At 42.1% G+C, this 22,437-nt stretch carries 14 protein-coding genes; 9 read left to right on the top strand and 5 right to left on the bottom strand.

The features are described from left to right. Window positions 1-11 precede the first annotated feature (11 nt). The 3 genes from U0035_RS09770 to U0035_RS09760 all read right to left on the bottom strand — a co-directional run bounded on the left by U0035_RS09770 (window position 12) and on the right by U0035_RS09760 (window position 4,063). Complete coding sequence (locus U0035_RS09770) at window positions 12-1,898, bottom strand: asparagine synthetase B family protein (protein WP_114792127.1); 1,887 nt, start codon at window positions 1,896-1,898, stop codon at window positions 12-14. A gap of 218 nt (window positions 1,899-2,116) precedes the next feature. After that, the gene (locus U0035_RS09765; RefSeq protein WP_114792126.1) at window positions 2,117-3,040 is read right to left on the bottom strand and encodes a hypothetical protein; all 924 of its coding nucleotides are present in this window, start codon (window positions 3,038-3,040) and stop codon (window positions 2,117-2,119) included. Window positions 3,041-3,133: 93 nt separating this feature from the next. Next, window positions 3,134-4,063 carry an SMP-30/gluconolactonase/LRE family protein gene (locus U0035_RS09760; RefSeq protein ID WP_114792125.1) on the bottom strand — a complete coding sequence of 310 codons (930 nt, stop codon included), beginning with the start codon at window positions 4,061-4,063 and terminating at the stop codon, window positions 3,134-3,136. A gap of 232 nt (window positions 4,064-4,295) precedes the next feature. Between U0035_RS09760 and rplK the strand changes: the two genes are divergently transcribed. The 5 genes from rplK to U0035_RS09735 all read left to right on the top strand — a co-directional run bounded on the left by rplK (window position 4,296) and on the right by U0035_RS09735 (window position 9,700). Further along, entirely contained in the window at window positions 4,296-4,739 is a 444-nt protein-coding gene (gene rplK / locus U0035_RS09755) for a 50S ribosomal protein L11 (protein WP_114792124.1), read from the top strand. Between the two features lie 26 nt (window positions 4,740-4,765). Then, entirely contained in the window at window positions 4,766-5,458 is a 693-nt protein-coding gene (gene rplA / locus U0035_RS09750) for a 50S ribosomal protein L1 (protein ID WP_114792123.1), read from the top strand. A gap of 52 nt (window positions 5,459-5,510) precedes the next feature. Further along, window positions 5,511-6,107, top strand: coding sequence for a 50S ribosomal protein L10 (rplJ, locus tag U0035_RS09745; protein ID WP_114792122.1), 597 nt, complete (start codon window positions 5,511-5,513; stop codon window positions 6,105-6,107). A gap of 173 nt (window positions 6,108-6,280) precedes the next feature. Next, complete coding sequence (gene rplL / locus U0035_RS09740) at window positions 6,281-6,652, top strand: 50S ribosomal protein L7/L12 (RefSeq protein ID WP_114792121.1); 372 nt, start codon at window positions 6,281-6,283, stop codon at window positions 6,650-6,652. An 828-nt stretch (window positions 6,653-7,480) separates the two neighbouring features. Further along, entirely contained in the window at window positions 7,481-9,700 is a 2,220-nt protein-coding gene (locus U0035_RS09735; RefSeq protein WP_162817951.1) for an autotransporter outer membrane beta-barrel domain-containing protein, read from the top strand. Between the two features lie 81 nt (window positions 9,701-9,781). Here the strand turns inward: U0035_RS09735 and U0035_RS09730 are convergent, their stop codons facing one another. Next, window positions 9,782-10,774 (bottom strand): ComEA family DNA-binding protein, encoded by a 993-nt coding sequence (locus U0035_RS09730; protein ID WP_245957786.1) that lies wholly within the window; start codon window positions 10,772-10,774, stop codon window positions 9,782-9,784. Window positions 10,775-11,024: 250 nt separating this feature from the next. Between U0035_RS09730 and rpoB the strand changes: the two genes are divergently transcribed. From rpoB to U0035_RS09715, 3 genes are all read left to right on the top strand, one after another. Then, window positions 11,025-14,828, top strand: coding sequence for a DNA-directed RNA polymerase subunit beta (gene rpoB, locus U0035_RS09725; protein WP_114792119.1), 3,804 nt, complete (start codon window positions 11,025-11,027; stop codon window positions 14,826-14,828). Between the two features lie 99 nt (window positions 14,829-14,927). Further along, window positions 14,928-19,220 (top strand): DNA-directed RNA polymerase subunit beta', encoded by a 4,293-nt coding sequence (rpoC, locus tag U0035_RS09720; protein ID WP_114792118.1) that lies wholly within the window; start codon window positions 14,928-14,930, stop codon window positions 19,218-19,220. Window positions 19,221-19,528: 308 nt separating this feature from the next. After that, window positions 19,529-20,131, top strand: a complete 603-nt coding sequence (locus U0035_RS09715; protein ID WP_114792117.1) for an OmpH/Skp family outer membrane protein — start codon at window positions 19,529-19,531, stop codon at window positions 20,129-20,131. A gap of 9 nt (window positions 20,132-20,140) precedes the next feature. Here the strand turns inward: U0035_RS09715 and mtaB are convergent, their stop codons facing one another. Next, the gene (mtaB, locus tag U0035_RS09710) at window positions 20,141-21,430 is read right to left on the bottom strand and encodes a tRNA (N(6)-L-threonylcarbamoyladenosine(37)-C(2))-methylthiotransferase MtaB (protein WP_114792116.1); all 1,290 of its coding nucleotides are present in this window, start codon (window positions 21,428-21,430) and stop codon (window positions 20,141-20,143) included. Window positions 21,431-21,682: 252 nt separating this feature from the next. Between mtaB and U0035_RS09705 the strand changes: the two genes are divergently transcribed. After that, window positions 21,683-22,423 (top strand): lysophospholipid acyltransferase family protein, encoded by a 741-nt coding sequence (locus tag U0035_RS09705; RefSeq protein ID WP_114792115.1) that lies wholly within the window; start codon window positions 21,683-21,685, stop codon window positions 22,421-22,423. Window positions 22,424-22,437: the final 14 nt, after the last annotated feature.

Here is a 22,437-nt window from a genome sequence, read left to right as displayed (position 1 = left end):
GGCGTAATTGACTAATCGAAATTGATTTGCAAAAATAAGGCAAATTGAAGAGCTTTCAGAAGCCGTTGCATCTGATAAGGTTGTATATACGATTCTTTTGAGTAAGACAACCAGGTTTTTGCCAATTCCGTTGTATTAATATAGTGGTTGGCCGCAGCACTTCGGTTTATCGTATCGATAGCGGCAGTAATTTCGTCACTTTGTGCCTTCACTCTATACGCTATATCCGCACTTTGGAGACCCTTTCTTTTTTCAAATAAAACGCTGTCCGGTATTTTGCCCCGCATCATTCGTTTTACCAACATGCGGTTATTATGTCGGTCATCAAAAAAGACCTCATTAGGAATACTGAAAAAATATTCCATAACATCTTGATCTACCGTAGGGTCTCTTAATTCTATTCCGTAATAATGACCACAGGCCGCACCTACCAAGCTTCTAGTATTGTATAAATGTAGAAAAAGCTCTTTGTCTTGATTAATATCCCTGCTATTCAATTTTAGCGATTGGGTATTTTCGGGAATAGTTGCGCCAATATTGCATTTTTCCAACATGAAGGGCTGTGCAAAAATGTTTAACGCATATTTTTTTAAATCATTTCTATTATAGGATCTTTTACTAATATAGTCTGCAAAAAGGCTTTTTGCAACGGGCTTAATAATATGATTTCTCATAAACCATAATGGGCTGTGCAGAAAACCAGAGAGATTTGGCGGAAGCATATAGCGCGCACCCGCAAAAGAGATGCTGCCATTACCTCCCTCTCCAGTAAGCATAACACCTATTCCTGCCTCCTTGGATTGTTTATAAATGTCAAGAAACCAAAAGGCATTACTTGCACCGTGAATCGGTGCATCGTAAATATGTAAAAAGTCTTTCAATCCATTAAGTACACTGTATCCGGAGGAATTTAATAATGTCGGTCTAATATTTCCCGAAGCCCGTACAACTTCTTCGATTAAAGGCGTTTCATCCAAAATACTTTTTTTCTTTTCTATATCCCGAGCCGTATCAGATGTAAAAAGGGGGACATGGCTGAAAGTGGCCAGCTTTTTTTGCTGTGATTTCAGAAGCTCAGCCGCTATATAGCTTACTGTACTGCTGTCCAGACCGCCGCTTAAGGTAGATGCAACAGGCTTATGACTACAAAGTCTGACCTTAATAGCAGTTGTAAGCAGTTCGGTCATTTTATCTGCATAGTCCTGCTTATTTTTGTAGGTCCTTTTAGCTATGTTTTGCGGCTGCCAGTACCTTTCTATTGATAGTCTCCTGTTTTTTACCGTAAGGGAATGTGCTAAGGGTAAAGAAAAAATATTGTTATAAAAGGTATCTTTTTCGCATCTATTTCTATCCCATAGCGTGAGCTGACGCATGAAATGCGTTTCGTTCAACTGTTTGGAATAATTAGGAAGCTGCAGAATACCTTTTATGGAGGAACTGAAGTAAAATCCGGTATTATCCTGGTAATAATAGATTGATGTGTAACCGGTTGGACTTTGCGCTATAAATAACTCTTCAGTATTGCAGTTAAAAACTACAATATTCCAATCGCCACGCAAATAATGCACGCAGTCTTTCCCCCATTTTATGTAGGCTTGCAAAAGTAACGTAGAACCAGATGAATTCTTAAATTCAGCACCCAGGTCCTTAGTGAGTTTATCTATATTGTCAACTCTTCCTTGCGCAGCGAAAAGTAACCGTTCACCAGACAAATACAAGGGAGCGTTGTTAACCGATGAAATCGTCCCAGAAACTAGGTGTCCAAATCCTACAAATTCTATTGTTTTACAATTGTAAGAAATATGTGGCAGTGCCTTGAACGCACTATACATTTTTTTAAGTGTTGAGGCAATAGAACCAGGATCGTAATATTGCCAGCACCCAGATAAGATGTCCATCAGTCATTAAATAAAAAGCGGAGTTTAAAACTAAACTCCGCTTAAATTTTTTTAGCATTAACTAATACTGCCTGATAACAATTAGCTTGCAGTATTCGAAAAGTCGGTTTTGGCATCAACTCCGTTGTTGATTTCAATCTCAGCTATTTCCGGGGCGATCCAAGTTTTTTTAGTTTCCATAAATTAAGTTTTAATGTTAATTACGGGGTGCAAAATACCTAGTTCTGAACATTTTGCAAAATTTTTTTCACGAATAGGGGGAATTCTGATATGCTATTGACATCTTTGGGACGCAGAGCCAAGAAATAAGGGGTGCAATTCAATATCTTACCTACTAATGAGAACTGTAATTTGCTTTTTTGTATCACCGGTATCCAATGGTTCCGATACACATTATCCGAAAGCGCTTTAAATGCTTCTATATTTCCTATAGGCGACAGACGCATTTCCGAACCCTCTTTATCCAGGAAGATTATTTTTTCAACCTCAACCGGCGCTGTTGCAAACTGGCTGTGGAAGGAAAAGCCAAACTTATCCCGGTCCCCATCATCAAAGATCTTTTGCTTATTGGCAATATTCAGCAAATGCTGTTGATCCAATGTTTGTTCCCACAAACGGATCATAGGATAGGACGCTTGTGCATAACACTTCCCGTCCTTTATAAATAATACAGCGGTATCATCTGTAAAGGGCTGAAACCCCAACTCCTGTAATTTTACGGCCAGGGTAGACTTGCCTGTGCCGGAGGGAGCTGCAAAGAGCGCAACTTTTCCGGATCCGGTGAAAACTCCGGACACATGAAACGGGATCATATCCCGCTGGTACAAAATAGCCGCTAGCCCGTTGGAATAAAAATAAATCAGGTTAGTACGGTAATCCGCCGCAATCGGCTCAATGATCACCTGGTTGCCATTAGAAATATAGAATTTGATTTTCTTGCTGATCGTGTAAATCATTTCATCAGCATTGCAGTAAGCATTTCTATCAGCATTTTGTCCCTCACCTGTAAGCTCAACGGGCGCCAGGCCCAGCTTTACATATACCGGGTTTTCCAGGTTGGAGGATTCATTGATAGGAAATAATGCAGGCAGTTCAATTTCTGAAATAACAGGAATGCCGAATGCTAGGTAATGATAAGCCATTGATTTTAAAATACCCACTAATTGGGTGAGGCTGCAAAAGTAGTCAGTGAGGTTTTAAGTCAGGTAATAAACTGCTTAAATTTTCATTCGACACTATTGGTTGCGTTTAAACTTTTCCGGCCCCTTAGCTTTCATTTTCAAATAATATACAGACGGTCCCGCTGTCATAAAAAGAATATTCCGGTCTTTTCCCCCAAAGCAAATATTGGCCGTCCATTTTTCCGGTACCGGTATATAGGCTATTTTTTTGCCCGTGCTGTCATAAACAGTAACGCCATTTCCCGTTAAGTATAGATTGCCTCTGTTGTCGAGGGTGATGCCATCCGATCCCTGGGACACAAATAATTGTTTGCCTGATAAAGTGCCGTCACGGTTTATCTGAAATCTGTAGGTCTTGTTGTCCCCTATGTCGGCCACAAAAAGATATTTTCCATCAGCCGAACCTGTGATGCCGTTCGGCTTTACCAGTTCGTTATTCACCGTTATGGGCTGGGTAGCGCCTTTAGGCAAATAATATACGTTTTGTTCTTTGATTTCGGGTGCTGTGCGGGTCCAGTAATCACGCTGGTAATAGGGGTCAGTGAAATAAATGCCTCCTTTACGGTCAATCCATAAATCGTTGGGGCCATTCAGCTTTTTGCCGTCTACTTTACCCAGCAACACTTTTACAATATGCCCCCTGGTGTCTATCGACCATATTTCATTATTCTCATCGGCGCAGGCGATAATATTACCTTTAGCGTCAATGTCCAGACCGTTGGCTCTGCCGGCATCTTTTTTAAACTCCCATAATACGGTAGTAGCTGGGTCGTAGCGCCATATCCTGTTATTGGGCTGATCGGTAAAATATACTTTACCGTCTTTATCAGCAACAGGTCCTTCGGTAAAACTAAATACCTGCTTTATTTTCATCAAGCCTTCAAATTCACTGGCAACAATACCTGTTGAATCGAAAAATGGCGATGTTTGGGCCGAAGCCGGCACCCAAAAGGAGACAAACAATGCGAAAAGGATATATTTCATTCCCTAAAATTATCAATAATACTTTTGAAACCAATTAGTTTTGCGTCTTTGGTTGATGCCTGTTCCTGTAAACCTGTCAACTTGCTAACTTTTCAACTAAAATACCTACCTTTGCACCCCCAATTAGTTCTTTTTAGGTTTTCTGTACAGATACATATCAATACAGAACGAGGAATTTGGGAGCTCTTCCCGGAATAACCGGCAGAGCGTTTGAACCAATAAATCATTAAAAATGGCAAAAGAAATCTCCGGCTTTGTAAAGCTGCAGTGTAAAGGTGGTCAGGCCAATCCTGCACCTCCAATCGGTCCGGCGCTGGGTTCCAAAGGTGTTAACATCATGGAATTCTGCAAGCAGTTCAATGCGCGCACACAGGAAAAACCAGGAAAAGTACTTCCTGTATTAATCACAGTTTATACCGACAAAAGTTTCGACTTTGTAATTAAAACGCCTCCGGCTGCTGTGCAGTTGATGGAAGCGGCTAAAATTCAAAAAGGGTCTAAAGAAAGCAACCGTGCCAAAGTAGGTAAAGTTACATGGGAGCAGGTAGAGGCGATCGCAAAAGATAAAATGCCTGACCTGAACTGCTTTACTCCTGAAAGCGCCATGAAAATGGTTGCTGGTACAGCACGTAGCATGGGATTAACTGTAGAAGGTAAAGCCCCCTGGGAAAATTAATCCATTAAACCCTTAAAAGAATTACAATGGCAATTACAAAGAAAAGAAAAGCTGTAAATTCCAAGGTGGATGCTAACAAAGCTTATACGCTTAACGAAGCTTCTTCACTGGTGAAAGAAATAAATGTTGCGAAATTTGATGCTTCTGTTGATTTGCACGTACGTTTAGGTGTTGATCCTAAGAAAGCAGATCAGGCTATTCGCGGCACCGTTACCTTACCTCACGGTACAGGTAAAACAAAAAGAGTGCTGGTTCTTTGCACTCCTGATAAAGAAGCTGCTGCTAAAGAAGCAGGAGCAGACCACGTAGGTTTAGACGAGTTTATTCAAAAAATTGAAGGCGGCTGGACAGATGTTGATGTAATCATCGCTACTCCTGCCGTAATGCCTAAAATTGGTAAATTAGGTAAAGTATTAGGTCCTCGTAACCTGATGCCTAACCCTAAAACAGGTACTGTTACCAACGATGTGGCAGCTGCAGTGAATGAAGTAAAAGGTGGTAAAATTGCGTTTAAGGTTGATAAAGCTGGTATTATCCACGCTTCTATCGGTCGCGTAAGCTTTTCTCCGGAAAAGATCGCTCAGAACGGACAGGAGTTCATCAACGCTATCATTAAGGCAAAACCTTCTACGGCAAAAGGTACCTATTTAAAAGGTATCAGCATGGCAAGCTCTATGAGCCCAGGCATTGCTTTAGACACTAAAGGCTTTGTTCACTAATCAGGTTGTAGAACAACCGAAACAATTTTAAACACAGTCAAATCGAAATAAAATGACTAAAGATCAAAAAAACGAAGTAATTGAGGTATTGAAAGGTAAATTCTCTCAGTACGACAATTTCTATATAACCGATACAGAATCGCTTACTGTAGAGCAGGTAAGTAAATTACGCCGTGCTTGTTTCAATAAAAATGTTGAAATGAAAGTGGCTAAAAACACCCTTATCAAAAAAGCACTGGAATCTCTGGATGCTGAAAAATATGCAGGTGTTTATGATTCTTTACATAAAGTAACGGCTTTAATGTTCTCTGAAAATCCCAAAGAACCAGCTGTTATTTTAAGCTCTTTCCGTAGCGAAGCTAAAGCTGAAAGACCAGAATTGAAGCTGGCTTTTATCAACGGAGACCTGTATGCAGGTGACAACCAGCTGAAAGCATTAACACAAATCAAAACCAAGAACGAACTTATCGGCGAGGTTATTGGCTTGTTGCTTTCTCCAATTCAGCGTGTTATTGGTGCGTTACAAAACAAACCAGAAGGAGATGTGGCTCCGGTTGCTGCTGAAGCAGCGCCTGCGGCTGAAGCGGCTCCCGAGGCTCCTGCAGCACCCGAAGCTCCTGCGGCAGATGAAAAACCTGCAGCTGAGTAATCAGCAACAGATTTGGGAGGGCAGGTCCGTTTCAAATCTGGCAAACAAGGATTTAGTTCTTTTTATAAATCACCGCCCAAATCATCCCTTTTTAAGGGGTTGGGGGTACAATTTTTTTAAACCCGCCGTCGGATCCTTCTGAGGGAAATGAAGACGGTAAAAATTAAACAAAAATGGCAGACATTAAAAATTTAGCAGAAAGCCTGGTAGGTTTAACTGTAAAAGAAGTACAGGAATTAGCAGATTTCTTAAAAACTGAATACGGAATCGAACCAGCTGCAGCAGCAGTAGTAGTTTCCGGCGACGGTGGTGGCGCAGCTGCTGTAGAAGAAAAAACAGCATTTGACGTTATCCTGAAAAGCGGTGGTGCTTCTAAATTAAACGTTGTTAAAATCGTTAAAGATTTAACTGGTTTAGGTTTGAAAGAAGCGAAAGAATTAGTTGACGGCGCTCCAAAACCTGTTAAAGAAGGCGTGAGCAAAGCTGAAGCAGAAGATATCGCAGCTAAGTTGAAAGAAGCTGGCGCTGATGTTGAAGTAGCTTAATTCCTTTCACTATAATTTTATAGAGGCAACCATTTCTATGGTTGCCTTTTTTACATGCATTGTGGCATATAAATTGGTCTATAAAAATAGTTAATAATAAATATTTTTATTGTTAATTATAATAAGCGTCTTTTAGATATATTTGTATTCCAAATAAGCCGCCAGGTATTATAAAGCCCTAATACCTAACAAATGGAGCCCTATGTCCTACACTTCATTTTGTTTTCCGGATGTTTGGAAATGTTTTAAGTTAAAAGCCCGAAAAAAGGCGTTAAAGTTCATAAGCTGGCTGTAAACGCGATTAAGCCCCGTGTAGTAGCCGTTTCTCTTTTAAAGGCAGTGAATTTTGCGCATAACGCTCATTTTAAACCTATACGTTATGAGACTGAATGCTGATCTCACACGGAAATTTTGTAATGCCCCTGGTTTGGCCCTACCTGAACTATGCAGTTTAATAACTATTCATATACGGTCGCATATCCGTAAAAAGTTCGATCCGCACGTTCATCACCGACCGTTGCCGTAGCTTTTTGCCATTGGGTACTTCTCAATTGCAATCAGGAACTGGTATGGCTTTCAACGTCTGAATATTTCAGGCAAATAAGCTTTGCGCAGTAGTACCTGGATGTTTTGCCTTTGGAAGCAGGTTTCTTACCCTTAGACACTTTAAAGGTTTGTGAGCACTATAACTGTCGAACCTGCCCCAATGGAGTACCATGCTATGGTGTAGATGCAACACCAGAAGTCGCCCGACATCTGATGGCAGAGATATTTTATGCCCTGAAAATATTCTTAAAAAACCCGATTTATCATTTTAAAAGCCCTTTTATGAAGAAAATTACATCTTTGAACGTAGGACATTATTTAACCTATGTTTTCAAATGCTCACCCTTTAAAAACCTGAGCAGTTATTTAGGTACGGCAGCTACTGTACTACTATCCTTTTTATGTTTGCTAAATACCATGTCTGCTTATGCTCAAATTCCAACTAACACCAGTACCCCGATTGTTATTGGCGGCGGTGGCGGTACGTTTACAGCCGGGAATTTAACTGTAGGGCAGTCAGGTTTTTTAAGCTCTGGAAATGTTATTGATAATAATACAACCACTAATTCTGCCTCAATGAACCCTCTGGCCGTAGGCAACGGGTATGTTGAAGTTGACTATTCTGGTGGATTTGCAGCAGGGGCTGATGTTGGTTTTGTAGTGGATAAAGGTCTCTTGAGTATCGCCCTTTTAAGTAATATCCAGATTAGTACCTACGCTACAGCCAGTGGCGGAACGGCAGTAGAAACAAAAAATGCGGCGCAGTTGCTGGGCTTGGGCTTGGGTACGGATAGAGAGAGGATCGGTTTTGTTACCACAGCAAACTTTAGAAGAGTGCGTATCACATTTTCTGGTCTGGATCTTGGCGCATTACTAACTCCGCCGAATATCTATTATGCCGAAATTTTAGTGCCTGAAGCTGGCACGGCGCCCAATTGCGCTACTCCCGCAACATTAACCCAGGCATCTTATCCTGCAGTGGCGAGTTATGGAGCAACAGGATTAACAGGTGGGTTGAATACCGCGGCTAATATATCTGGTATTTTAAATGGCATATCTAACTCTGCTAATGTTGTAAATGGCACTACTACCGATTTTGCTACCATTGGAACCAATTTAAGTGTAGCGGGAGGAGCTTACCTGTCTGTAAGATTATTAGAAGGTAGCATGCCCGTTGGCCATTTTGCGGGTTTTGAAATTGAAAATACGAATTTGTTGGGCCTGGGAGTATTAAGTGGCCTTGGCGTAGAAGTGCTTAATAATGGCACTACGGTACAAAGTGTTTCCGGGCTTAATTTGCTGAATGCCTCCGTATTAACGGCCGGCAGCAAGCAGACTATCGGGCTTCTGGTAACTGCCGGAACCGAATTTGACGAGATACGGCTTAATATTGGCCAGGGCTTGCTGGAAGCAAATGTTGGGGTGATTAATGTATATAATGCAGTGGTAAGAGGTTTTTGCGCACCCAGCCCGTCATTGGGAGATTATACGGTTTTGGCCAATGGTAACCCAACTGCTAACGGTATGGGCGTGGCTGTGAACGGAGGCAACTCCGGGCTCGTGGGCGCCAATGTTCTCGGATTTTCTGAATCACTCGACAACCTGGTAGATGCGGATCCTGACAATTTCGTTACTTTAAACAGCAGTGTTGTCGGAGCCGGCGCTGCCAGCTCAGCTTCATTAGCTGTTACGACACCGAATCATACATTTACGAACGATGAATACGTGGGCTTTATTGTAAAAGGAGGTAGTGGGTTGTTAGATGTTGGACTGCTTACCGGCATAACAATTACTACTTATAATGATGGTGTGGCTGCTGAAACTTTTACTAATAGCAATTTATTAAATCTTAGTGCGTTGGGGCTTACACTACTTAACGGGATTACAGCGCCAGATGTGAGTATTATCGGTTTCCAGACCAGTCAAGATTTTGATGAGGTAAGGCTTACAGTTGACGGCTTGACAAGTGTGGGAAACAGCTTGGACGTATATAGTGCTTTTGTTACTTCAAATTCTGTTCTTCCGGTAACTTTTGGAAATATTAGCGCCATCTTCCAGAATAATAGCCTGCAGATCGACTGGAGCACAATTTCCGAAACGAATAATAAGGAGTTTATAATTGAAGGCTCTGCAGACGGCAAAACATGGGTGAAGCTGGGCACGGTAGCTTCAAAGGCAGAAGGAGGTAACTCTGATACCAGCATTAGTTACAGCTTTAGTAAAACAGCGCAGGAGTTGATAGTTTTATCTGGCTTTGCAATGATCCCGGCAGTAGCCCTTGTCATTATTGCCTTAATGTTATTCCCATCGGTTAAACGTAAAACTGCATTTTGGGCAACACCGGTATTGGCGATTGTTTTAGCTTTTGTCTCAGTCTCATGTAATAAATCCGGGGACTCTTACGATACGGGCGAGCAGCCCATCGCTTATGTTCGTATAGCCCAGGTTGATAAAGATGGAACTACCACTTATTCAAAAGCCGTTGCAGTAATAAAAAAGTAGGGTATAAGCCCTCTGTTTCAGAGCCCTTTAACACGAAGGCCCGCAAAGCAATTTGCGGGCTTTTATTATCATCTCTTATTGTCAGTTACCAACGGTAATATATCTTGAAAACTTGTCATAGTCATCAGTAGGTTGCATGGCCAGATCTTTTACCGCTTCTATAGACGCGAAATTGCCTTTTTCTTTCCTTTCTTTTAAAATCTGGAAAGCCAGTTTCGCACTTATATAGGGATGATTATTGAGCTCCGCATAGGAAGCTGTATTGATGTTTATTTTTTTGATGGATCGGCCATCAACTTTTAACTGCGTCTTTATTTTCTGAAAGGTTGAATCTGGTATCCCATAGGTTTCTCCAACCTGGTCAACCGAATAAAATCCTCCCAGCTTGTCCCTGAAATTGATAATTTTAGAAGCCAGTTTATTACCGATTCCGTATAAAGACTCAAAGCCGGCGATATCTGCAGCATTGATGTCGATTATTTTGAGGGTATAGCGCGGCTTCCGTTCCGAAGATATGTATCCCTCCTGATCCCTATTTTTATAGTTATTATTTGGGTGATAGTAATCACCTCTGCCTGTACTGTTTGCGATGGTTATGTAGGGTTTCAATCGTTGAAACTCTTCCTGTCGCAGTCCATACACTTTCGCCAGGTCATCCGGTTTTCTGAACTTTCCGCCCTTATTTCGATAGTTGATGAGAGTGCGGATTGTTTTGTCCCTTAACCCCAGTTTTGTAAAGCCGCCGGCATCCAGGGTATTCGGATCAAAATTAAAAAGAACGCTTTTTGCCGGGTTGTTGTAGCTACCAGCCGTTTTGTCGACAGGGAAATGGGAGCTAACAGGCGCTGATAGGTCATCGGGCCCGGCTGATGGTTCGCTTGTGTTTTTTTCCAGCAGATTATTAGCAGTTGCCAGCCATATTGAGTCCGCTGAGGAGCGCTTAGCCTGGCCGGGCTGTTTTTGAAAAAAGGGGAGAAAAGCAATAATCAGGATAACAGGCACCAGAAATATTATACCTATACGTTCTTTTTTGGAAAAAGTCAAAGACTCTTTCAGCGTGTGTTTCAGGCTCATAGCTAGCAATTTTCCTAAATTTACGATTTCTAAAAACCACTATCAAAATAAAATTTGGCAAAATTATTGCTAATAAGTTTTTTCTTTATACTTTATCCCCTAACTTTGCAGTCCTTTTTATTTTGGCCAATAAAATTTTGACTTACGAAATGTGTTCAAGTAATTGAATTTCAGTAGGATTTCTTTTAGCGATAAAAGTGGTCCTTTTTGGCGTTTCTATAGGTCGATCATTAAAACCGGTGTATTATTTATGTCTGCTACAAGCGTAAAATCAAGAGTGAATTTCGGGAAAATCAAGCATCTGGCTGAAACGCCCGATTTACTCGAAGTTCAGATTCAATCATTTAAAGAGTTTTTCCAGCTTGAAACCACACCCGACAAGCGTAACATTGAGGGCTTGTTCCGTGTGTTCAAAGATAACTTCCCTATCACTGATACGAGAAACATCTTTGTACTGGAATTTTTAGACTACTTTATTGATCCTCCCCGTTATTCGATCGACGAGTGTATGGAGCGGGGCTTAACTTATGCCGTTCCGCTGAAAGCGAAACTTCGCCTAAGCTGTAACGACGAAGAGCACGTTGATTTCCAGACGATCGTTCAGGATGTGTTTTTGGGTAATATCCCTTACATGACTCCGCGTGGTACTTTTGTTATCAATGGTGCAGAGCGTGTGGTTGTTTCCCAGTTACATCGTTCTCCTGGTGTATTCTTTGGTCAGTCTGTTCACCCGAATGGTACAAAAATCTACTCTGCACGTGTTATTCCTTTTAAAGGAGCATGGATGGAGTTCGCTACCGATATCAACAACGTAATGTATGCGTATATCGACCGCAAGAAGAAATTCCCGGTTACTACCTTATTGCGTTCTATCGGTTATGAAACAGATAAGGATATCCTGGAATTATTTGGCATGGCTGATGAAGTAGCCGGGGACCAAAAAGCGTTGGAAGCCCATCTTGGTAAAAGATTGGCGGCACGCGTGTTGCGCACATGGGTAGAAGATTTTGTGGATGAAGATACAGGTGAAGTAGTATCGATTGAGCGTAATGAAATTGTAATGGAGCGTGATACGGTTCTGGATGAAGAGGCGATCGAAACGATCGTTGATATGGCGATCGATACCGTATTTATCCAGAGAGAAGATGTAGGAGGTGATTATGCAATTATTTACAACACTTTAAATAAAGATACTTCGAACAGTGAGTTGGAAGCGGTTCAGTTCATTTACCGTCAGTTGCGCGGTGCTGATGCTCCTGATAATGAAACTGCCCGTGGTATTATCGATAAATTATTCTTTAGCGATAAGCGTTATGATCTGGGTGAAGTGGGACGTTACAAAATCAATCGTAAATTGAATATAGACGCTCCCCTGGACCAGAAAACTTTAACTAAGCTCGATATTATCGAGATCATCAAATACCTGGTACGTTTAACCAATGGTAAAGCAGAGATCGATGATATCGATCACCTGAGCAACCGTCGGGTACGTACGGTGGGTGAGCAGTTATATGCCCAGTTTGGTGTGGGTCTGGCACGTATGGCTCGTACCATCCGTGAAAGAATGAACGTTCGTGATAACGAGGTATTTACGCCGGTGGATCTGATCAATGCAAGAACCCTTTCTTCTGTGATCAACTCTTTCTTTGGTACGTCTCAGTTATCCCAGTTCCTGGATCAAACCAACCCGCTGTCGGAAATTACACACAAACGCCGTATTTCAGCGCTCGGGCCAGGCGGTTTGAGTCGTGAGAGAGCCGGATTTGAGGTTCGTGACGTGCATTATTCGCACTACGGCCGTTTATGTACTATTGAAACCCCGGAGGGACCGAATATCGGTCTGATCTCTACACTTTGCGTACATGCTACTATTAATGAAATGGGCTTTATCGAAACCCCTTATCATAAAGTGGTAAACGGTAAAGTGGATGTGAAGAAACTTAAATTCTTAAGCGCAGAAGAAGAAGATACAGCAAAAATTGCCCAGGCAAATACTGCGTTAGATGCTGATGGTAATTTTGTTGAAGAGAAAATTGAAAGCCGTGAAACAGGAGACTTCCCCATTTTGGATAAATCTGAAGTAGAATACATGGACGTAGCTCCTAACCAGATCGTGGGATTGAGCGCTTCTTTGATTCCGTTCCTGGAGCATGATGATGCCAACCGTGCATTGATGGGATCAAACATGCAACGTCAGGCGGTTCCTCTATTGCGTCCTGATGCACCTATCGTGGGTACAGGTCTGGAAGGAAAAGCAGCACGCGATTCCAGGATCCAGATCCACGCTGAAGGCGATGGTGTGGTTGAGTTTGTAGACGCAACTGAAATTCACGTGCGTTACGACAGAGATGTGAATGCAAAACTGGTAAGCTTTGAAGAAGATCTGAAAATATACAAGCTGACCAAATTTATAAAAACCAACCAGGAGTCTTGTATTAACCTGATGCCTACTGTAAAAAAAGGTCAGAAGGTAAAAAATGGAGACTTCCTTACCCAGGGTTATGCTACTCAAAACGGTGAGCTTGCATTAGGTAAAAACCTGAAAGTGGCCTTCATGCCATGGAAAGGTTACAACTTCGAGGATGCAATCGTGATCAGTGAACGTGTGGTGAAAGAAGATATGTTTACTTCTATCCACATTTCGGAATACGAGCTGGAAGTGCGTGATACTAAATTAGGTGAAGAAGAATTAACAGCTGATATCCCCAACGTATCTGAAGAAGCTACTAAAGACCTGGATGAGAACGGTATTATCCGCATAGGTGCGCAGATCAAGGAAGGTGATATCCTTATTGGTAAGATCACTCCAAAAGGTGAAAGCGATCCGACTCCTGAAGAGAAGTTATTACGTGCGATTTTTGGTGATAAAGCAGGTGATGCAAAAGATGCTTCTTTGAAAGCGCCGAACGGTGTAGAAGGTGTGGTGATTGGTAAGAAGCTATTCCAGCGTGCCAAGAAAGATAAAAATGCCAAGGTTCGTGAAAAAGCAGCAATTGAAAAATTAGATCGCGTTCATGAAAAGAACGAGCAGGATATCCTGAATGTGCTGTTAGAAAAACTGGGTACTTTACTGGAAAACCAGACTTCTGTAGGTGTTAAGAATAGCTTTGATGAGATCGTGATTGGTAGGAACTCTAAGTTCAACGCTAAAAACCTGGCTTCTTTGGATTATGCAAATATCAATCCTTTGGGCTGGACTACCGACGAAAAGATCAATGACCAGGTAAATACTTTACTGCATAACTATAGCATTAAGTTTAACGAAGAACTCGGACGCTATAAAAGAGAAAAGTTCAATATTTCAATAGGTGACGAATTACCTGCAGGTGTATTGAAATTAGCTAAAGTATACCTGGCGGTGAAACGTAAATTGAAAGTGGGTGATAAAATGGCGGGTCGCCACGGTAACAAAGGTATTGTTGCGAAGATCGTTCGCCAGGAAGATATGCCGTTCCTTGAGGATGGATCACCGGTGGATATCGTATTGAATCCGCTAGGGGTACCTTCACGTATGAACCTGGGACAGATTTATGAAACTGTTTTAGGTTGGGCTGGTAAAAACCTGGGTGTGAAATTCGCTACGCCTATTTTCGATGGTGCTTCTACCGAAGAAATTGAGAACTATTGTGACGAAGCAGGTATCCCTAAGTTCGGTCACACGCACCTGTATGATGGAGAAACCGGTGAGCGCTTCCACCAGAAAGCAACAGTGGGCGTGATCTACATGATCAAACTGCACCACATGGTGGATGATAAAATGCACGCACGTTCTATCGGACCATACTCACTGATCACACAACAACCTCTGGGTGGTAAAGCTCAGTTCGGTGGTCAGCGTTTTGGTGAGATGGAGGTATGGGCACTCGAAGCATACGGAGCATCGAATATCTTACAGGAATTATTAACCATTAAATCGGATGATATCATTGGCCGCGCTAAAACGTACGAAAGCATTGTAAAAGGTGAAAACGTACCGCGTGCCGGAGTTCCTGAATCATTCAATGTATTGGTACATGAGTTAAGAGGTTTAGGTCTTGACCTGACGTTTGAATAATATTTGAAAGTCCATGGACCATATCAATGGTCTATGGACTTCTTCTAACAGTCAGCGTCCCGATTCTTAAATCTTAAAATAAAAAACTTTAAATAGAACATGGCTACTAAAAAAGACAATCGTCCAAAAGCAGCGTTTTCAAGAATAACTATTGGCCTTGCTTCGCCTGACTCTATCCTGGAGAAGAGCTTTGGTGAAGTATTGAAGCCAGAAACGATTAACTACCGTACTTACAAACCCGAAAGAGATGGTTTGTTTTGCGAAAGAATATTTGGCCCGGTAAAAGATTATGAGTGTGCCTGCGGAAAGTACAAGCGTATCCGTTATAAGGGTATTGTGTGCGACCGTTGCGGTGTGGAAGTAACCGAGAAAAAAGTACGTCGTGAAAGAATGGGACACATTAAACTGGTAGTTCCTGTAGTTCATATCTGGTACTTTAAATCCCTTCCTAATAAAATTGGTTACCTGTTGGGAATGAGCTCTAAGAAATTAGAGAGCATTATTTACTACGAGCGTTATGTAGTAATTCAGGCAGGTGTGCGTGAAGATAAAGGGCAGAGTTATGGTGATTTGTTAACAGAAGAAGAATACCTGGATATACTGGATGCTTTACCTAAAGATAACCAGTATTTACCTGATGATGATCCTCAGAAGTTCATTGCAAAAATGGGCGCTGAGTCGGTTCATGATTTGTTACAACGTATCGACCTGGACCAGTTATCTTTTGATTTAAGAAACAGTGCCGCTACTGAAACTTCTCAGCAACGTAAAGCAGACGCCTTGAAGCGTTTGAGCGTGGTAGAAGCTTTCCGTGATGCCAATACCCGTATTACCAACCGCCCTGAGTGGATGGTAATGCAGTATATCCCGGTAATCCCACCAGAACTGCGTCCGCTGGTTCCATTGGATGGTGGTCGTTTTGCCTCTTCTGATCTGAACGATTTGTACCGTCGCGTAATTATCCGTAACAACCGTTTAAAACGTTTGATGGAGATTAAAGCGCCTGAGGTAATCTTACGTAACGAAAAGCGTATGCTTCAGGAAGCGATCGACTCCTTGTTTGACAATAGCCGTAAATCTAATGCTGTTAAAGCTGAGGGTGGCCGTGCATTGAAATCTCTTTCAGATGTATTGAAAGGTAAACAGGGTCGTTTCCGTCAGAACCTTTTAGGTAAACGTGTTGACTATTCTGGTCGTTCGGTTATCGTTGTAGGTCCTGAAATGAAAATGCATGAGTGCGGTTTGCCAAAAGATATGGCAGCTGAGCTGTTTAAGCCATTTATCATTCGCAAATTGATTGAAAGAGGAATCGTAAAAACCGTTAAATCTGCAAGGAAGCTGGTAGATAAAAAAGAAGCGGTTATCTGGGATATCCTTGAAAATATTCTGAAAGGTCACCCGATCATGTTGAACCGTGCCCCAACACTGCACCGTTTATCTATCCAGGCCTTCCAGCCTAAACTGATTGAAGGCAAAGCCATCCAGTTACACCCATTGGTTACAGCGGCATTTAACGCCGACTTTGATGGTGACCAGATGGCGGTACACGTGCCTTTGAGCAACGCGGCGGTATTGGAAGCCCAGTTATTGATGCTGGCTTCTCATAATATTCTGAACCCTCAGAATGGTACGCCAATCACCCTTCCTTCGCAGGACATGGTACTCGGTTTGTATTATATTACCAAGGGTAAGAAATCAACCGAGACTGAAAAAGTACGTGGCGAGGGTAAGGCTTTTTATTCTGCAGAAGAAGTGATCATTGCTTACAATGAAAAGCGTGTCGACCTTCATGCCTGGATTAAAGTAAAAACCAATGTTCGTAACGAAAAAGGCGGGCTGGAGTTTAAATTATTAGAAACAACTGTTGGCCGTGTTATATTTAACCAGCATGTTCCCGAAGAAGTGGGATTTGTAAACGCACTGTTGACAAAGAAAAACCTTCGTGAGATCATTGGTAATATCATCGAGATCACTAACGTTCCTAAAACAGCGAAATTCCTGGATGATATCAAGCAGTTAGGTTTCCGTACTGCCTTCCAGGGTGGTTTATCGTTCAGCATTAATGACCTGATCATTCCGGAAATTAAAGCTGAGTTACTGGAGAACGCCAAAGGTGAAGTGGATGAGGTTTGGGACAACTATAACATGGGGCTTATTACCAACAACGAACGTTATAACCAGATCGTAGATATCTGGAGCCGTGTGGATACGAGGTTGACCGAAACCTTGATTCGTGAGCTGGCCTCAGACAAACAAGGATTTAACTCGGTTTACATGATGCTGGATTCCGGAGCCCGTGGTTCTAAACAGCAGATCAAACAGCTGGCTGGTATCAGGGGGCTGATGGCTAAACCAAGAAAATCCGGTTCTACCGGTTCTGAGATCATTGAAAACCCGATCCTTTCTAACTTTAAAGGCGGTTTGAATGTATTGGATTACTTTATCTCTACACACGGTGCGCGTAAAGGTTTGGCGGATACGGCTCTGAAAACGGCGGATGCAGGTTACTTAACCCGTCGTCTGGTGGACGTTTCTCAGGACGTGGTAATTACTGAAGAAGATTGCGGTACCTTACGTGGTATTAATACATCTGCTTTAAAAGATAACGAAGATGTGATCGAACCATTATCAGACAGGATTGAAGGACGTACCTCATTGCATGATGTATTCCATCCTCAAACTGATGAGCTGATTATTGAAGCAGGTACGGAAATCTCAGCAGCAGTAGCAAGACAAATTGAAGAAGCCGGCGTTGAGTCTATTGAAATACGTTCTGTATTAACCTGCGAAAGCAAGCGCGGATGTTGCGTTAGGTGTTATGGTAAAAACCTGGCTTCCGGCATATTGGCGCAAAGAGGTGACGCGGTGGGTATCATCGCTGCACAGTCAATCGGTGAACCAGGTACACAGTTAACACTTCGTACCTTCCACGTGGGTGGTGTTGCCGGTTCTGCTTCTGTAGAATCTACATTGATCGCTAAGTTTGACGGTACGATACAGTTTGACGGTGTGCGCTCTGTTGCTACAACCAATGCTGAAGGCGAAGAAGTGAAAGTGGTTATTGGTCGTACCGGTGAAGCGCGTATCATTGATACTAAGGCGGACAGGTTATTAATTACTAACAACATTCCTTATGGTTCTACCTTGTTGGTGAAAGATGGCCAGAAAGTCTCCAAAGGAGATGCGATCTGCTCATGGGATCCTTATAACAACGTTATCGTAGCAGAGGTAGATGGTGTGTTGAAATTTGATAATGTAATTGAAGGTATCACCTACCGCGAAGAATCTGATGAGCAAACAGGTCACCGTGAAAAAGTGGTAATCGAAACCAGAGATAAAACGAAAATTCCTTCCATCATCGTAGAAGGTAAAACGGATAAATCTTACAACTTACCTACGGGCTCTCATATTATGCTGGATGAAGGTGATGAGGTGAAAGCGGGTAAAGTGTTAGTGAAAATCCCTCGTATCTTAGGTAAACTGAAAGATATCACGGGTGGTCTGCCTCGTGTAACAGAATTGTTTGAGGCTCGTAACCCAAGTAACCCTGCGGTGGTTTCTGAGATTGATGGTGTGGTAACTATGGGTGCTGTAAAACGTGGTAACCGTGAAATCATCATTGAAGCTAAAGATGGCGTTACCAGAAAATACCTGGTTCCTTTAACACGCCAGATCCTGGCTCAGGATGGTGATTTTGTGAAAGCCGGTACTTCTTTAAGTGATGGTCAGGTTTCTCCTCAGGATATCCTTTCTATTCAGGGACCGTTTGCTGTACAACAGTATGTTGTGAACGAGATACAGGAGGTTTATCGTTTACAGGGGGTGAAAATCAACGACAAACACGTTGAGGTGATCGTTCGTCAAATGATGCGTAAAGTAAACATCGTTGATCCGGGAGACACCCGTTTCCTTGAAGATGACCTGGTAGATAAATTTGAATTTGTTGACGAAAATGATTACGTATACGAGAAGAAAGTAGTTACCGATCCGGGTGACTCTGCTAAACTTCGCGCAGGTCAGATCATCAGCTTACGCGACCTGAGAGAAGAAAACTCTGTATTACGTCGTAATGATAAAAAGCCTGTTGAGTTCAGGGATGCACAACCTGCAACTTCATCGCCTACATTACTGGGTATTACAAAAGCTTCTTTGGGCGTACAAAGCTGGATTTCTGCGGCATCGTTCCAGGAAACAACTAAAGTGTTGTCTTCTGCAGCTATACACGGTAAAGCAGATGAAATGCTGGGCTTGAAAGAGAACGTAATTACCGGTCATCACATTCCTGCCGGTACTGGTTTGCGTGAGTTTGAAAACATGATCGTAGGAAGCAAAGAAGAATACGAACTGTTACAAACTACCCGTGAAGCTATGGCATTTGATGAGGAAGAGTAATCTCTAAAATAAAGATTGGTAAGAGCAATTCTGGATCATACCAGGGTTGCTCTTTTTTTATGGAAGAAACTTGGTAGTTCGCATGTTAACTCTTAACTTTTCGATCTAAAATCTCTGAATTCTCGTTAAGCCTTTCATAAGAAAGGTTTTCATCTGCACTTTTTCTTTAATTGATGACTATATTGCAGGTTTAAATTTGGATGTTACATAAGACGCCATGTAAAAAGTTTGATAGGGAGGATAGCGGCAGGCGTTCGCTTTCCACCTGTAAGGTGGGCGTCCAACCCATAAAAAAATAAAATATTCGGATGAAACAAACCTTATTGATTGTAAATGCTTTGCTGGTTATTGCCGTATCATTCTTATTGTATAAGCAATTTACAAGCGGTTCGGAAAAAGTGGTGACAGCCGGGGGCGTTTTGAAAACAAAAGATAGCCTCGGGAGTAAGAAACTATTGTTTGCTTACATGAATATGGATTCCATCCAGAGTAAATATGAACTGGCTAAAGCTGTATCTAAAGAAGTAGAAAGAAGGCAGGAGAGTTTAGATGCAGAATTGAATAAAATGGACAAAGCTTACAGAAATAAGTTTGAAGGCTATCAACAAAGAGGTGCCTCTATGACCGAGGAACAGGCCGTGGCAGCACGGGAGGATATTGAGAGTACCCAACGCCAGATCCTGGAAAAAAGACAATCACTAATGGATGGCTATCAAAGCTGGCTGGCCTCTAAAAACATGAGTGTTATCAAAGACATTCAGGATTACCTTAAGAAGTTTAACGCTGACGGTACTTATTCCTTTATATTTTCTCATGAACCCTTCTTCTATTACAGTGATACGGCTTATGATATTACCAGCGAAGTAATACAAGGCTTAAATCAACAATACAAGGCAAATAAAGGCAAGTAAATCCCGGCACTACAAGCGCCACTCCATAATACTGTTTTCCCAGCCGGTTTTATAAGGCACACTCACACGGATATAATTGTCGGTATATCCTTCCATCATGCCGTTCTTATTATGGTTTTCAAATAATACTTTTCGTGTCTGTCCTGCGTGGCTGGCTTCGAAGTACTGCATTTTCATGTAAGAAAGATTGCGAAGCGATTTGTTTCTTTCATGCCGTGTATGCATATCCACTACAGGACCCAAGCTAAGCGCATGCGTGTTATCACGCTCAGAGTAGGTGAAAACGTGCAGGTAGGAGATATTCAACGCGTGAAGAAAATCATAGGTTTCTCTGAAGGCAGCTTCCGTTTCGCCCGGAAATCCTACAATAACGTCAACTCCGATGGCTGCATGAGGCATCAAAGTTTTGATCAGGCCAACACGCTCGGCATATAGCTCCCTCTTGTACCGGCGACGCATCATCCCCAGAATAGTATTGCTGCCGCTTTGTAAAGGAATGTGAAAATGAGGCATAAACTTTTGGCTGTTGGCTACAAACTCCACTATTTCATTGGTAAGCAGGTTGGGCTCGATGGAAGAAATACGGTAGCGTTCAATACCGTCTATTTGGTCCAACTCCTGAATCAGCTTGTAAAAGTTTTCTTCGCGGTTTTGAAAAGATATAGGCTCATTGCCATCGGGTCCTTTTCCAAAATCACCCAGGTTAATACCCGTAAGTACAATTTCTTTCGCACCAGTTGCCGCCAGGCTCTGCGCACTTTTGATCACATTGGCAATACTATCGCTCCGGCTTTTGCCACGAGCCATCGGAATAGTACAAAAAGAGCAATTATAGTCACAACCATCCTGTACTTTTAAAAAAGTACGGGTGCGATCGTTGATCGAAAAAGAAGAGTTGAATCCTGAAACTTCTTCGATATCGCAACTGCATATTTTAGCCGAGTCACCTTTGGCAATTTCTTTAATATGTTTGGTAATATTGAATTTTTCGGCAGCTCCGAGTACCAGGTCAACTCCCGGAATCTCAGCAATTTCTTTAGGTTTTAACTGGGCATAGCAGCCGGTGATCACTACAATACTTTCAGGTGCTTTCCGCTGTATACGGCGTACCAGCTGGCGGCATTCTTTATCCGCATTTTCCGTAACAGAGCAGGTGTTGATCACATACACATCCGCTTCTTCTGTAAATTCCTTTTTCACAAAACCTTCATTTTCCATCATTCGCGAAATGGAGGAGGTTTCAGAGTAATTTAATTTACATCCCAAAGTGTGAAAAGCTACTGATTTTGCGCCCTGCATAAGAGTGCAAAGGTACGTTGAAAAGTTGAAAGGTTGGTCTCCCTAACCTATCCCAGGAAGGGGAGTGCGCAAGGCTCTGTCTGTTTTTGGATTGAACAGTCTCCGTCTAACTGCTTTTGTTTTCGTGGCACTACACAAAACAAAGTAGATTTCGTGTTCCCTGTTAACCCCGTCAGCCGCCGGGGAGTCAGTCAACATATCAACTTGTTAACTAAGCAACCAACCAACTAATCATTACATTTGCTACAGTATATGACAGTACTTCGTTTTCTATTCAGCATTTATGCCGCCATCATCTTTGTGGCCTTCATGTTGTTGATATTCCCTTTTGTGATCATCGCCAGTTTTTTCGGCCATATCAAAGGTGGGAATATGATTTACAGGCTCTGCGTTTTCTGGGCCGATTGCTGGTTCGCTTTTACATTTATCCGTGTAAAATCGATTTATGAAACACCATTCAATGCCCGTGAAAAAAGCATTATTGTAGCCAATCATATTTCCTATCTGGACATTCCTATGCTGGTGAAGGTTTTTAGAACACCGTTGCGGCCGTTAGGAAAAATAGAAATGACTAAGGTACCGGTATTCGGCTTCATTTATAAAAATGCGATCGTTACAGTAGACCGCAGCGATGCTGCTCACAGAGCCTCGAGTTTAAAAACACTTAAAGCAGTTTTAAACAAAGGGATATCCATATTTGTATTTCCTGAAGGAACGTTTAATGAAACTACTGCTCCGTTAAAAGAATTTTATAACGGAGCATTTAAACTGGCCGTAGAGACGCAAACACCCGTGCAGCCGGTTTTGTTTTTAGATACTTATAAACGGATGCATTACAGCACGGTTTTTTCGCTAACGCCGGGGAGGTGCAGGGCGTTATATTTAAGCAAAATTGAACCGGGAGCAGATTATCATTTGTTAAAGCAAACCGTTTTTGCAGCTATGGAGCAGGCATTGCTCCAGTACAATGCAGATTGGGTATCTAAATCGTAATTTTATTGATCATA

Origin of the sequence: Niabella yanshanensis, assembly GCF_034424215.1 — a bacterium.
Classification (GTDB): Bacteria; Bacteroidota; Bacteroidia; order Chitinophagales; family Chitinophagaceae; genus Niabella; species Niabella yanshanensis.
Note: the sequence above shows the minus strand (reverse complement) of the source record. Positions and strands in the feature narration are given on the sequence as shown.